The sequence below is a fragment of the Bosea sp. BIWAKO-01 genome (assembly GCF_001748145.1).
Taxonomy (GTDB): domain Bacteria; phylum Pseudomonadota; class Alphaproteobacteria; order Rhizobiales; family Beijerinckiaceae; genus Allobosea.
This window is the reverse complement of the sequence record NZ_BCQA01000001.1, coordinates 5,310,946-5,323,153: the sequence shown is the minus strand read 5'-3', so window position 1 is coordinate 5,323,153 and position 12,208 is coordinate 5,310,946. Positions and strand designations below refer to the sequence as shown.

Annotated in this window: 14 protein-coding genes; 9 read left to right on the top strand and 5 right to left on the bottom strand. The window is 65.9% G+C overall.

From position 1 onward, the window contains the following. Nucleotides 1-102 precede the first annotated feature (102 nt). The 4 genes from BIWAKO_RS24910 to dprA all read left to right on the top strand — a co-directional run bounded on the left by BIWAKO_RS24910 (nucleotide 103) and on the right by dprA (nucleotide 4,315). Complete coding sequence (locus BIWAKO_RS24910; RefSeq protein ID WP_069880943.1) at nucleotides 103-1,047, top strand: aspartate carbamoyltransferase catalytic subunit; 945 nt, start codon at nucleotides 103-105, stop codon at nucleotides 1,045-1,047. Nucleotides 1,048-1,119: 72 nt separating this feature from the next. Then, nucleotides 1,120-2,412: a dihydroorotase gene (gene pyrC, locus BIWAKO_RS24905; protein WP_069880942.1), complete on the top strand. Its 1,293-nt coding sequence runs from the start codon at nucleotides 1,120-1,122 to the stop codon at nucleotides 2,410-2,412. A 36-nt stretch (nucleotides 2,413-2,448) separates the two neighbouring features. Further along, nucleotides 2,449-3,072, top strand: coding sequence for a glycerol-3-phosphate 1-O-acyltransferase PlsY (gene plsY, locus BIWAKO_RS24900; RefSeq protein ID WP_371332061.1), 624 nt, complete (start codon nucleotides 2,449-2,451; stop codon nucleotides 3,070-3,072). A 13-nt stretch (nucleotides 3,073-3,085) separates the two neighbouring features. Continuing rightward, nucleotides 3,086-4,315, top strand: a complete 1,230-nt coding sequence (gene dprA, locus BIWAKO_RS24895; RefSeq protein ID WP_069882759.1) for a DNA-processing protein DprA — start codon at nucleotides 3,086-3,088, stop codon at nucleotides 4,313-4,315. An 82-nt stretch (nucleotides 4,316-4,397) separates the two neighbouring features. Here the strand turns inward: dprA and BIWAKO_RS24890 are convergent, their stop codons facing one another. Further along, nucleotides 4,398-4,673: a hypothetical protein gene (locus BIWAKO_RS24890; protein ID WP_069880941.1), complete on the bottom strand. Its 276-nt coding sequence runs from the start codon at nucleotides 4,671-4,673 to the stop codon at nucleotides 4,398-4,400. A 131-nt stretch (nucleotides 4,674-4,804) separates the two neighbouring features. Continuing rightward, nucleotides 4,805-5,728: an AEC family transporter gene (locus tag BIWAKO_RS24885; RefSeq protein WP_069880940.1), complete on the bottom strand. Its 924-nt coding sequence runs from the start codon at nucleotides 5,726-5,728 to the stop codon at nucleotides 4,805-4,807. A 270-nt stretch (nucleotides 5,729-5,998) separates the two neighbouring features. On the opposite strand from BIWAKO_RS24885, the gene BIWAKO_RS24880 reads away from it, so the two are divergent. Further along, the gene (locus tag BIWAKO_RS24880; protein WP_141740220.1) at nucleotides 5,999-6,457 is read left to right on the top strand and encodes a hypothetical protein; all 459 of its coding nucleotides are present in this window, start codon (nucleotides 5,999-6,001) and stop codon (nucleotides 6,455-6,457) included. Nucleotides 6,458-6,519: 62 nt separating this feature from the next. After that, nucleotides 6,520-6,891, top strand: coding sequence for a hypothetical protein (locus BIWAKO_RS24875; protein WP_141740219.1), 372 nt, complete (start codon nucleotides 6,520-6,522; stop codon nucleotides 6,889-6,891). Nucleotides 6,892-6,954: 63 nt separating this feature from the next. On the opposite strand, the gene ruvX is transcribed toward BIWAKO_RS24875, so the two are convergent. From ruvX to BIWAKO_RS24860, 3 genes are all read right to left on the bottom strand, one after another. Continuing rightward, the gene (gene ruvX / locus BIWAKO_RS24870) at nucleotides 6,955-7,446 is read right to left on the bottom strand and encodes a Holliday junction resolvase RuvX (RefSeq protein ID WP_069880937.1); all 492 of its coding nucleotides are present in this window, start codon (nucleotides 7,444-7,446) and stop codon (nucleotides 6,955-6,957) included. A gap of 57 nt (nucleotides 7,447-7,503) precedes the next feature. Further along, entirely contained in the window at nucleotides 7,504-8,493 is a 990-nt protein-coding gene (locus BIWAKO_RS24865; protein WP_069880936.1) for a tripartite tricarboxylate transporter substrate-binding protein, read from the bottom strand. 68 nt (nucleotides 8,494-8,561) lie between these two features. Continuing rightward, a complete protein-coding gene (locus BIWAKO_RS24860; protein ID WP_084651785.1) occupies nucleotides 8,562-9,326 on the bottom strand; it encodes a GntR family transcriptional regulator in 765 nt (254 codons plus the stop codon). Between the two features lie 90 nt (nucleotides 9,327-9,416). Between BIWAKO_RS24860 and BIWAKO_RS24855 the strand changes: the two genes are divergently transcribed. The 3 genes from BIWAKO_RS24855 (at nucleotide 9,417) to BIWAKO_RS24845 (ending at nucleotide 12,193) form a co-directional block, all read left to right on the top strand. Continuing rightward, nucleotides 9,417-9,704 (top strand): UxaA family hydrolase, encoded by a 288-nt coding sequence (locus tag BIWAKO_RS24855; protein ID WP_043234293.1) that lies wholly within the window; start codon nucleotides 9,417-9,419, stop codon nucleotides 9,702-9,704. A gap of 165 nt (nucleotides 9,705-9,869) precedes the next feature. Further along, on the top strand, nucleotides 9,870-11,060 hold the full coding sequence (locus BIWAKO_RS24850; protein WP_069882757.1) for a UxaA family hydrolase: 1,191 nt from the start codon (nucleotides 9,870-9,872) through the stop codon (nucleotides 11,058-11,060). 83 nt (nucleotides 11,061-11,143) lie between these two features. Further along, the gene (locus BIWAKO_RS24845; protein WP_069880935.1) at nucleotides 11,144-12,193 is read left to right on the top strand and encodes a YeiH family protein; all 1,050 of its coding nucleotides are present in this window, start codon (nucleotides 11,144-11,146) and stop codon (nucleotides 12,191-12,193) included. Nucleotides 12,194-12,208 lie beyond the last annotated feature (15 nt).

Below are 12,208 nucleotides of genomic sequence, written 5' to 3'. Positions count from 1 at the left end.
TCCCCGCGCGGGCGCTCCGGCCCGACCTTGGACGAAGCGCTGGACAATGGCCATCTCGCCGCTTGCGCCGTCTTGAGTCTGTGCCTAAACAACCACCTTCAAATGACATCGCCAGCCCCGACCTATCCGCACCGCCACCTCCTCGGCATCGAGGGCCTGTCGCATCTGGATATCGAGGCTCTCCTCGATCGCGCCGAAGACTATGTCGCGCTTTCGCGACAGGTCGAGAAGAAGACGGCGACCCTGCGCGGCCGCACCCAGATCAATCTCTTCTTCGAGCCCTCGACACGCACGCAGGCTTCCTTCGAGCTTGCCGGCAAGCGCCTCGGCGCCGACGTGATGAACATGTCGGTAGCATCCTCTTCGGTGAAGAAGGGCGAGACGCTGATCGACACGGCCGCAACGCTGAACGCGATGCGGCCCGATATTCTGGTGGTGCGCCATCACGCAGCCGGTGCGGTCAACCTGCTCGCCCGCAAGGTCGACTGCTCAGTAGTCAATGCCGGCGACGGCGCGCATGAGCACCCGACCCAGGCCCTGCTCGATGCGCTGACGATCCGCCGCAACAAGGGCCGGATCGCCGGGCTGACCGTCGCGATCTGCGGCGACATCGTGCATTCGCGGGTCGCGCGCTCCAACATCATCCTGCTCAATGCGCTTGGCGCAAAGGTCCGCCTGATCGCCCCCTCGACCCTGCTTCCGGTTGGCATCGAGCGTATGGGCGTCTCCGTCTTCACCGACATGAAGAAGGGACTGGAAGGGGCTGATATCGTGATGATGCTGCGCCTCCAGCTCGAGCGCATGCACGGCGCCTTCGTGCCGTCGCCGAAGGAGTATTTCCGCTATTTCGGCCTTGACCGCGACAAGCTCGCGCTGGCCAGCCCTGACGCGCTCGTGATGCATCCCGGCCCGATGAATCGCGGCGTCGAGATTTCCTCGGAAGTCGCTGACGGCGCTCAGTCCTTGATTCGCGAGCAGGTCGAGATGGGGGTCGCCGTCCGGATGGCGGTTCTGGATGCGCTGGCCCAGCATCTGCCCAATGGCTGAGCGCGGCCGAGCCATTCCCCGGCCGGCTGGAACACAACACTGAAGGCGAGACCGAGCGAGATCATGTCCGAAATGCGCGAGCTTGCGATCGTCAACGCCCAACTGGTCGATCCTGCATCGGGCCGGCAGGGGCCGGGTGCGCTTCTGCTGCGCGATGGTGCGATTGCGGAGATCGCCTGGGGCGCCGCTCCGGCAACGGGCGAGGGCGTGCAGCGGGTCGATGCCGGCGGTCTGATCGTCGCGCCGGGGCTGGTCGATCTGCGCGCCTTTCTCGGTGAGCCGGGAGCGGAGTTTCGCGAAACGCTTGGCACGGGCTCGCAGGCTGCTGCAGCCGGAGGGGTCACCACGGTCGTCTGCAGGCCGGATACCGATCCGCCGATCGACGATCCCGCCATTATCGATTTCATCAAGCGCCGTGCCCGCGACAAGGCGGTCGTCAACGTGCTGCCGGCTGCCGCCCTGACCAAGGGGATCGAAGGCAGGGAGATCACGGAATTCGGCCTGCTTCTCGAAGCCGGCGCAGTCGCCTTCACCGATGGCTCCCGGGCCGTGCGCAATCCGCAGGTCATGCGCCGCGCCATGATCTACGGCCGCGATTTCGACGCGCTGCTGATGAACCATCTCGAGGATCCGGACCTGCGTGGCGCCGGCGTGATGAACGAGGGTGAGTTCGCCAGCCGCAAGGGCCTGCCGGGCATTCCGAACGAGGCCGAGACCGTCATGCTGGAGCGGGACATCCGCCTCGCTCGGGCGACCGGAGCACGCTACCACGCCGCGATGATCTCCTGTGCAGAATCCGTCGAACTCGTGCGCCGGGCCAAGGCCGACGGCGTGCGGATCACGTGCGGCATCTCGATCAACAATCTGACGCTGAACGAGAACGATGTCGGCGACTACCGCACCTTCTGCAAGGTCTCGCCACCACTACGCCATGAGGACGAGCGGCTCGCCATGGTGGCCGCGCTGGCCGAGGGCGTGATCGATGTCGTCGTCTCCGACCATGACCCGCAGGATGTCGAGACCAAGCGCCAGCCCTTTGCCGAGGCCGCCAATGGCGCGCTCGGCATCGAAACCATGCTGTCGGCGGCGCTGCGCATGGTCCATGCCGGGCAGACCGATCTGCCGACGCTGCTGGCGGCGCTTTCGACGCGCCCGGCCGCTCTGCTTGGATTGTCGTGCGGGCGCCTCTCCGTCGGGGCTCCGGCCGATCTGATCCTGCTCGATCCCGACGCGCCCTATGTCGTCGACAAGCGCAAGCTGAAATCGCGGGCCAAGAATTCGCCCTTCGACGAGGCTCGGCTCGACGGGTTGGTACGCACAACCTTCGTTGCCGGACGAGTGGTCTACGAGGCTGACGCAGTCTAAGCTCTTGCGGCGATGGCCTGGGGAAGCGGGGGCGCAATGCCTGAGATGATGAGTTTGGGCCTGTCCGGCTCGGCGGCTCTGGCTGCCGTGGCCATCGGTTATCTGCTGGGCTCGATCCCTTTCGGCGTCGTGTTGACACGCCTCAGCGGCGGACCTGATCTTCGCAGCATCGGCTCGGGCAATATCGGCGCCACCAATGTCTTGCGCACCGGCAACAAGAAGCTGGCGGCACTGACCCTGATGGGAGACATGCTCAAGGGCACGGCGGCCGTGCTCGTCGGGCTCTATCTGATCGGCGGCCAGGATGCCGCGCTCCTCGCCGGGCTCGGTGCCTTCCTCGGGCATCTCTTCCCCGTCTGGCTGCGCTTCAAGGGCGGCAAGGGCGTCGCCACCTATCTCGGCATTCTGATCGGGTTGAAATGGCCGATCGCGGTGACCTTCGCGGCGATTTGGCTCAGCGTCGCCTATCTCAGCCGCTATTCGTCGCTTGCTGCGCTGCTCGCCAGCCTGCTGACCCCACTGCTGCTCTGGTTCTGGGCGAACGAGCCGCGCATGGCCGTCCTGATGGCCGTCCTGACGGTGCTGCTCTGGTTCATGCATCGCGAGAACATTGCAAGGCTGCTGGACCGCAGCGAGGGCAAGATCGGCCAGAAGGGCTGATCAGGTGGCTGGCATCGCACTCACCGATCGCCAGCGTCTCGACTGGCTCCGGCTGATCCGCAGCGAGAGTATCGGCCCACGCACCTTTCGCGCCCTGATGAATCGGTATGGCGGTGCCGCAGCCGCGCTCGATGCCTTGCCGGAACTGGCGCGGAGCACCGGTCGCAGCATCAAGATCTGCTCGACTGCCGAAGCGGAGCGCGAGATCGAGGCGCTGCGCCGACGCGGCGGCCGGTTGATCGCCCTGGGAGAGCCTGACTATCCGCGGCCACTGCAGGCGATCGATTCCGCGCCGCCGCTCCTGCTCGTGCTTGGTCGCGGCGAGGTGCTTCTGCGCCCCTGCGTCGCGCTGGTGGGCTCGCGCAACGCCTCGGCGGCCGGCCTGAAATTCACCGCCAGGCTGGCGCAGGATCTCGGAGAGGCCGGTTTCGTGGTGGTGTCGGGGTTGGCGCGCGGCATCGATACCGCCGCCCACGGCGCGAGCCTGGGCACCGGTACCGTCGCCGTGCTCGCAGGCGGGCTCGACGAGATCTATCCGCCCCAGAACGCTCAATTGTTCGAGCGACTGATCATGTCGGGAGCGGCGATCAGCGAAATGCCGATGGGGTGGGCCCCGCGTGGACGCGACTTTCCGCGGCGCAACCGCCTTGTTTCCGGGCTCGCGCTCGGCACTGTCGTAGTCGAGGCAGCGCGCAAATCTGGGTCGTTGATCACCGCCCGCTTCGCCAATGAACAGGGACGCCAGGTCTTTGCCGTACCGGGCTCGCCGCTTGATCCGCGCGCCGAGGGTGGCAATCACCTGATCCGTGAAGGCGCGACCCTATGCGCGGAGGCTGCGCATGTCATCGAGGCGCTCGCGCCGTTGCTGGGCCATGGCGGCGCCCTGCCGACAGGTCTCGCACAGGCACGCGAGGGCTATGACCCGGAATCAGAGTATCTCTGGGACGAACTCGATCTGCCGGAAATCTCCCCGGCGCCGAGGACCGTTCCGCCCCCTGCCGTCGCCGGCTCCGATCTCGTACTACCGCCGGAAGCGGCAGGCGAAGCGGAAGGAGAAGGGGGAAGCGAAGAGATCCGCGCGCGCGTCCTGGCCCTGCTCGGAGCGGCTCCCGTTTCCTTGGACGACCTGATCCGGGCCAGCGGCCAGTCCGCCCGCGATGTCGGCCGGCTGCTGATCGAGCTGGAACTCGACGGTGCGATTCTGCGCCATCCCGGCGGCGCGCTTTCGCGCGTCATGCCCTGAGTGCCTCGGGACGGCCCGCCCGGTCATCAAATCTCGCGGAATCGGCCGTCAGTCGGAGGGCTTCCTCGGTCGGAGAACATCCTCAGTCGGATGGCTTGCCGAGCGTCCCGTGATTCTCGATCTGGATCGTCGCCTCGATCCGGGCCATGTCGAGGAAGTAGACCAGTGTTTCGAGCTTGGCCGCCCGGGCCAACATGCGCAATTCCACACAGATGCTCTCGATGTACTCGGCAACCCCGAGTTGCTGCGCGGCGAAGCTCTCCTGGTTGAAGGGAGTGGTCCAGAACGAAGCTGCCTCGAACGGGGTAGGGGGAGGATTTCTGGTCTTGCGGCTTGGCTTCAGCCCTCGCGCAGTCATGGTGGCTTGCCCTTGATCGATGCGGCGCTGCGGTCGTGCAGCGACGCGATCTCAGGCCGCAGAATGACCTAAGGGAATGACGATTTCAATTTCTGCGTGCATACGCATTTAGGCCTGCCACACGCCTGGAATCAGCCCAGCAGCAGGACCGCCACCGGCAATGTCACGAGCGCCAGAAGGGTCTGCATCGTGGTGATCTCAGCCATCAACGGGGCGTCGCCACCCATGTCACGCGCGAGGAAATAGGCCGCGGTAGCCGTCGGCACCGCAGCCGCGACCACCGTGATCGTCAATGCGGTGCCGGTGACGCCGAACTGTCGCGCCAGCATCCAGGCGACGAGCGGCATCACGACGAGCTTGAGGCCGATGGCAAGGCCATGTGCGAATCGCGGCTGCCTCAAGCGATGAATCTCGAGTCCGGCGCCGACGACGAGCAACCCGACACCCAGCGCCGCCCGGCCAAGGATATCGACATAGGTCGTGAGGGCCGCGGGCAGCATCCATTGCATCTGATTGAGCAGAAGTCCGACGGCAGACGACCAGATGAAGGGATTCACCGCGATCGAGCGCGCCGTCTCCGCCGCGCTCATCGGGCGCCCAACGGCAAAGCGCGCCAATACGAGGACGCAGAGGACGTTGAGCAGCGGGATCATCGAAGCCACCGCGATCGCCATCAGCGTTGCGCCCTCGCGGCCGTGCAGCCCGGCCGCCAGGGCCAGCGCGACGAAGGTGTTCCAGCGCACCGAACCCTGCAGGACCGAAGTGAAGGCCGGGCCGTTGATCCCGACACGAGAAAGCAGGGGGCGAACGATCAGGAGGACGGTCGATACGCCGAGGATCGCAGTGACCAGGGTCAGCCCCATCGCCAGCACCGGCAACTGGCTCAGATCCGCGACGGCCAGGGTGTGAATGACGACGGCCGGGAACAGCACCTGATAGGTCAGCCGTTCGACCCCGGCCCAGTGGTTGGGGGAGACGAAACCGCGAGCCTTCAGGGCCCAGCCGGTCGCGAGCACCAGGAAGATCGCCACCAGGCTGTTGATGATCGGATTCATATCGGGACCTGGCTGCGACGATCTTTGGCACCGGCCGCGCGAATCCGAGCGCCGGAACAATCTGCCAAAGCTGACGTTGATGGAGGGGGAACTGTCATCGGAGGCGTTTCGTAACCCCTCTCACGACAGCCGGCCCCGAACAAGCGCGCGTCCCGCGCAGTCCGAGTTGCATCCGCCGCAATCCCGCCGTGATTGGTTCAGGCCGCATTCAATCATGATGCCTGATCATGAGATCCAGGTTCAGGCGAGTGAATCGCAGGAGATATGACAGTGTCTTCTCTCAGGAAATCCGCCATCGTGGCTTTGGCCGCCGGCTCAGTCTCGGCGGCTGGATTCGTCCTGCCGGCGGCGGCCAGCGAGCCCCGTGTCGGCGTCGACGCAAGCCGCCTCGAGAAGGCCGGCGCCGGATACAGCTACTATCGTGGTCGGGGCTGGGGCTGCTGCAATCGTAACGCTGCGATCGCAGGCGCCGTTGGCGTTGGTCTTCTCGGCGCGGCTGCCATCGCAGCCAACCGGCCGGCCTATTCCGGGACCTACTATTACGATGATGGCTACGCCTACGTCGGATACGGCTACCAGCCCGCCTATGTCTACGAAGAGCCAGTGGTTGTCTATCAGCGCCCGCGCTACCATGGCGGGTATTACGGTCCCGGTAACTATTATTCAGGGCGTGGCCCCTATGGTGGTTCCCGTAACGGAACCACCGATCCGGCACGCGGTGGCAACTGATCGCCGCATCGCGATCTGAATTTCGAGGCGGACCGGCCCTGCGCACGGTCATGGAGGACGAAATGAGCGTTTACGGCAAGGCCCTGCTGGTCGGCCTTGGACTTGCAGCTTCGGCAGTGCTTTGGGGGGCTCCCGCCTCGGCGCAGTACTATGGCGGCGGTAACCGCGATCCGTATTATGAGCCCGGCCCGCGTTACGGGCGTGGCCCTGATCGCGGGTATGACCGCGGCTACGATCGCGGCCCACGCTATGACGACCGGCGCGGCCCACGCTACGACGACCGCCGCGGCTCCTATGATGGCGGCGGCTATGATCGCGGCCAGCGCAACAACAATCCCATGGCAGGCATGAGCCTCGAGGATCAGAAGCGCGCCATTAAGAACCACCGAGAGGCGCAGAAGAAGGCGATCAAGCGCGGTTACGTCATTCCGTAACCGGCCGCCCGGCAATGTCGCGATGAAGCCGCCGCCGCGGGAAACCGTGGCGGCGTTCGCATGTCAGGCTTCTTCGGTGTCCGGGGGCTCCATGCGCATCAGGCGATCGAGGGCGCCCTGCAGGATGTAGGCCGCAGCCATCTTGTCGACGACCTCGGCGCGCTTGGCTCTGGAGGCGTCCGCCGAGAGCAAGGTCCGGGTCACGGCCAGCGTCGACATGCGCTCGTCCCAGAATGCGATCGGCAAGGCGGTGAGGGGGGCGAGATTGCGGACGAAGGCCCGTGTCGACTGGACGCGCGGTCCTTCCGTGCCATCCATGTTGAGCGGCAGGCCGATGATCAGGCCTCCGACTTCGAACTTCGCGGCGACCTTCAGGAGGGCAGCTGCGTCGAGCCCGAACTTGACCCGCTTGATCGTCTCCAGCGGCGTGGCGATCTGGCGCTCCACATCGGACAGCGCGAGGCCGATCGTCTTGGTGCCGAGGTCGAGGCCGAGCAGCCGCGCGTGATCGGGCAGGTTCAGGAAGGTTTCAAGCGGAACCAGATTGGCTGACATCAGGGCCGGGTAGCACGCACCGTCCGCACTGGCGAGCGGCGCGTGGGGGATGGCGGGCTAGTTGACGTTCTGCGGGGTCACGCCGGCGGCCTTGAGCGAGGCCGCCCATTTGCTGATTTCGCTGCCAAAGCGCTTGGCATGGGCGTCGCGGCTCCATTCAGCTTCCGGAAAGGCGCTGGTGCCGACCGATTTGAAGCGCTCCAGGACGACGGGGTCCTTGAGAGCGGCCTTCAGCGCGCCGTTCAGCTTGTCCAGCGCCGCTACTGGTGTTGCCTTCGGCGCGTAGAGCCCGTGCCAGATCGTCATCTCCAGATCGGTGCCGGCCTCGCGTGCGGTCGGCGTGTTCGGCAGCACGCCGAGGCGCTCGGTCGAGGTCACCGCATAGGCGCGGACCTTGTCGCCCTGGACCTGCGGCACCGCGGTGGTCGACTGGTCGCAGAGCACGTCGACCTGCCCGGCGACGAGATCGTTCATCGCGGGGCCCGTGCCGCGATAGGCAACCTGTGTGAACTTCGCGCCGAGCGCCTGCGAGAGCAGGACCGCGCAGAGATGGGCGTTCGAGCCGATCCCGGCATGGGCGATGGTCAGCTTGTCGGCCTGCAGCTTGGCGAAGGGGAAAAACGCCTTGGCGTCCACCGGCGGCAATGCGAGCTTGCCGGCCACCACCATGGGCCCGGTATTCACCAGCCCGACGGGAGCGAAGGCGGTCTGCGTGTCGTATCCGAGATTGTTGTAGAGCGAAGGCGCAGCCGCGAGCGCGAGATGGTGGATCAGCAGGGTGTGGCCGTCGGCATCGGATGCGGCGAGGCGCTTGGCGCCGGCCGTGCCGCCGGCACCGGCGATGTTCTCGACCACCACCTGCTGGCCGAGCGTGCGGCCCATATGGTCGGCAAGCAACCGCGCGATCACGTCGCTCGGCCCGCCTGCCGCGAAGGGCACGATCAATGTCAGTGGCTTGGTTGGAAATCCCTGCGCCGCCGCGGGCGAGGCAAGTCCTAGCGCCAGCAACCCCGCGAGTGCGAGGCGTCTCGTCGTCTTGGCAATCATTCATTTCCTCCGGTCGTGACGAACCGCTCTCCGGCGGCTTGGTATGGAACGGGTATGCCGCCCGCGCCTCAGCGCAGGTCGGAAAGGTAATGAGCCTCCTCGGTCAGACAGAGGCTGAGGCGTCGTTCGACGGGCATGCCGTCGAGCGCCAGAGCCACGCGGTCGATCTGCAAAGCGGGCCGGCCGGCTTCGACACCGAGCGCAGCTGCATCCCCCGGGGACAGGGCGACGGCCTTCAGCTTCTCCCGCGCATTCGCGATCGTCACGCCGTAGCGCGCCGCAAACAGGCTGTAGAGATTGTTCGGGACCGGGCCGTGTTCCAGCCCCGGGAACAGATGTTGCGGCAGGGTCAGCGTCTCGACGATCAGCGGCGCCGCGTCGAGCGAGCGCATCCGGCGGATGCGAATGACCGCGGCCTTGTCGTCGAGTTCCAGCGCAGCTTGCTCGGCTGCGTCTGCCGGTCCGGTTGCGATGCTCAGCACGGCACTGTCGGGAAAGCGCCGCTCGCCATGGTCGGGCACCAGCTTGAAGAACTGGAACAGGATGCGTCGCTCGTCGTGTTCGGCCACGAAGGTGCCGCGCCCCTGCCGGCGAACGACGAGATTTTCGGCAGCGAGTTCGTCCAGCGCCTTGCGCACCGTGCCCTGGCTGACGCCGATCTCGGCAGCGAGTTGCCCTTCGCTCGGCAGACCTTCGCCCGGCGCCCAGACGCCATCGACGAGCCGGCGAACGAGGATCGCCTTCACCTGGCGATAGAGCGGCCGGAAGCCCAGCGGCTCAGCCGTGTCGACCGCGCCGCGCCGCTCTGCATTTTCGAGCTTGTGCACACTCATGTGTCTTATATAAGACTTAGCCAAGCGCAGGTCGAGCCCGATTTTCGCACGGGCCAGAGCGAACCTTCGCAAGCTTGAAGGAGGCGTTACATGAGCAAGCCCCATCTCCTGGTGCATGAGCAGAAGGACACCGTCGGTGTCGTCGTCGTCGAGGGCCTGAAGGCCGGGACGGACATGCTCTGCGTCGTCACCCACGACAATTCGGATTTTCGCCTGGCCGCGAAGATGGACATCCCGATCGGCCACAAGGTCGCGCTCAAGGACATCAAGAAGGGCGACACGATCTGGAAATACGGCCAGGACATCGGCAAGGCCGTCGCCGATATCGGCAAGGGAGAACATCTCCACGTGCACAACGCCAAGACCAAGCGCTGGTGATCGGCACGTTCGCCGCCTGACCTGTTCCGGGGCTCCCGCCAGGGTCGAGCCCGTCAAGAAAACGAAGGAAACGCCATGTCGATCGTCGCCAATTTCGATCTCGTGAAGGGCAAGCTCGGACGCATCAAGGGCCGCAAGATCGAGGCGCCCGAGTTCAAGGTGCCGATGGTGAAGCGCCCGACCGGCCGCAGCCTCGATTCGTTCCATGGCTGGCGCCGGGAGAATGGCCGCGTCGGCGTCCGCAACCACGTCCTGCTGCTGCCGCTCGACGACCTCTCCAATGCCGCCTGCGAGGCTGTCGCCAACAATATCAAGGGCACGCTCGCGATCCCGCATGCCTATGGCCGCCTGCAGTTCGGCGAGGATCTCGAGATCCATTTCCGCACCCTGATCGGCACGGGCTCCAATCCCAATGTCGCCGCCGTCATCGTCATTGGCATCGAGGATGGCTGGACCAAGCGCGTCGTCGACGGCATCGCCAAGACGGGCAAGCCGGTCGTCGGCTTCGGCATCGAGGGCCATGGCGACATCGCCACGATCGCCAAGGCGTCCTATGTCGCCAAGGAATTCATGCAATGGGCGACCGAACTGCAGCGCGAGAAATGCGGCATCGAGGAGCTCTGGGTCTCGACCAAATGCGGTGAATCCGACACCACGACCGGGCTCTCCTCCTGCCCGACCGTCGGCAACATGTACGACAAATGGATCCCGCGCGGCGTCTATGGCGTCTTCGGCGAGACCTCCGAGATCACCGGTGCGGAGCATCTCTGCAAGGCCCGCGCCGCGACGCCGGAGGTCGGCGAGCGCTGGTACAAGATGTGGAAGGCCTATCAGGACGACGTGATCGAGGCCCACAAGACCGACGACCTCTCGGACAGCCAGCCGACCAAGGGCAATATCGCCGGCGGCCTGACCACGATCGAGGAAAAGGCGCTCGGCAATCTCGAGAAGATCGGCCGGGAGTGCAAGTTCATCGACATCCTCGAGCCGGCGGAAGCGCCGACCAAGGGCCCCGGCCTCTACTACATGGACACTTCCTCGGCTGCCGCCGAATGCGTGACCCTGATGGCGGCCGGCGGCTATGTCGTGCACACGTTCCCGACAGGGCAGGGCAACGTCATTGGCAATCCGATCGTCCCGGTCATCAAGATCACCGGCAATCCCAAGACAATGCGCACCATGCCGGAGCATATCGATGTCGACGTCTCCGGCATTCTGCGCCGCGATCTGACGATTTCGCAGGCCGGCGATGCGCTCATCCAGAATATCGTGCGCACCGCCAATGGGCGTATGACGGCGGCCGAAGCCTTGGGGCATCGCGAGTTTTCGATGACCAAGCTCTATCGCTCGGCCTGACCGGACACTAAACCGGCGGGCGGGCGCCATGCCGCCCGCCCTCCACCTGCCGAAGACCGGCAGAGCCAGCCGGAGCAGAGTTCTTGTCCGTCGCCTCATCCTCCCCGCTGAGTGCCTGGCGCCCGCTTCTCGACGGGATCGTGCTTTCGACCGCAGTCGCCATTGCGTCGGTCCTGGCTGAGCCGGTCCTGAAGAGCTGGCTTGGCGGCAAGATCGGCATCCCCGCCGTTGTCATCGCCCTGCTGATCGGCATGGCCTTGCATCCGCTGGCGAATACCGTCCGGTTCCAGGCCGGCATGGTGTTCTGCGTCAAGAAGATGCTGCGCTGGGCCATCGCGCTGCTTGGCCTGCGCATCGCGCTTGGCGACATCATTGCGCTCGGCCTGTCGACCGCCTTGCTGGTCGTGTTCTCGATGATCGTGACGGTCATCTCGGGCTTCTGGCTGGCGCGCCTGCTCGGGCGCGAACACGGTTTTGGCGCGCTGGCCGGGGTTGCGACAGCGGTTTGCGGCGCCTCTGCGGCGCTGGCGACGGCGAGCGTGCTTCCGGATTATCGCGGCAAGGCCGCCGATGTCGCCTTCACGGTCATCGCCATGAATGCGCTCGCGACGATCGCGATGCTGGCCTACCCGCTGATCTGCGTCTGGCTCGGCCTGAGCCCGACCCAGACCGGCGTCATGCTGGGAGCCTCGATCCACGACGTCGCGCAGGTCGTCGGCGCCGGCCAGTCTGTTTCCGACGATGCGGCCAATGCTGCCGTCATCGTCAAGCTGTTCCGCGTCTTCCTGCTGCTGCCGGCTGTGCTGCTCGTCGGTTGGTGGATGGCGCGCGAAGGCGGCCATCCCAGCGATGCCAAGGTGCCGGTCCCGGTTTTCGCCTTCGTCTTCCTGGCGCTATGCCTGGTGAACAGCGCGTTTGCGACGCAGCCGGCGCTGGCCGGGTTCTATGAGCCGGTGCGCGCGGCCTTGCTGGAAGCCTCGCGCTGGGGGCTTCTGATCGCCATCGCCGCGCTCGGGCTCGGCACCTCGATCGGCTCGATGGTGCGGCTGGGCTGGCGGCATCTTGTCGTCGTCACCGGGACCAGTCTCGTCATTCTCGGGCTCGTCCTCGGCGGCCTGACAGCATTGGGTTGAGCAGCCACACAAGGC

Bases quoted from the DNA above. Each gene is read 5' to 3' on its own strand.
- BIWAKO_RS24850 (WP_069882757.1), top strand. From the start codon at position 9,870: ATGGTGAAGCGCCCGACCGGCCGCAGCCTCGATTCGTTCCATGGCTGG.
- pyrC (WP_069880942.1), top strand. From the start codon at position 1,120: ATGCGCGAGCTTGCGATCGTCAACGCCCAACTGGTCGATCCTGCATCG.
- BIWAKO_RS24890 (WP_069880941.1), bottom strand. From the start codon at position 4,673: ATGACTGCGCGAGGGCTGAAGCCAAGCCGCAAGACCAGAAATCCTCCC.
- BIWAKO_RS24860 (WP_084651785.1), bottom strand. From the start codon at position 9,326: ATGAGTGTGCACAAGCTCGAAAATGCAGAGCGGCGCGGCGCGGTCGAC.
- plsY (WP_371332061.1), top strand. From the start codon at position 2,449: ATGCCTGAGATGATGAGTTTGGGCCTGTCCGGCTCGGCGGCTCTGGCT.
- BIWAKO_RS24885 (WP_069880940.1), bottom strand. From the start codon at position 5,728: ATGAATCCGATCATCAACAGCCTGGTGGCGATCTTCCTGGTGCTCGCG.
- BIWAKO_RS24875 (WP_141740219.1), top strand. From the start codon at position 6,520: ATGAGCGTTTACGGCAAGGCCCTGCTGGTCGGCCTTGGACTTGCAGCT.
- BIWAKO_RS24865 (WP_069880936.1), bottom strand. From the start codon at position 8,493: ATGATTGCCAAGACGACGAGACGCCTCGCACTCGCGGGGTTGCTGGCG.
- BIWAKO_RS24855 (WP_043234293.1), top strand. From the start codon at position 9,417: ATGAGCAAGCCCCATCTCCTGGTGCATGAGCAGAAGGACACCGTCGGT.
- ruvX (WP_069880937.1), bottom strand. From the start codon at position 7,446: ATGTCAGCCAATCTGGTTCCGCTTGAAACCTTCCTGAACCTGCCCGAT.
- BIWAKO_RS24910 (WP_069880943.1), top strand. From the start codon at position 103: ATGACATCGCCAGCCCCGACCTATCCGCACCGCCACCTCCTCGGCATC.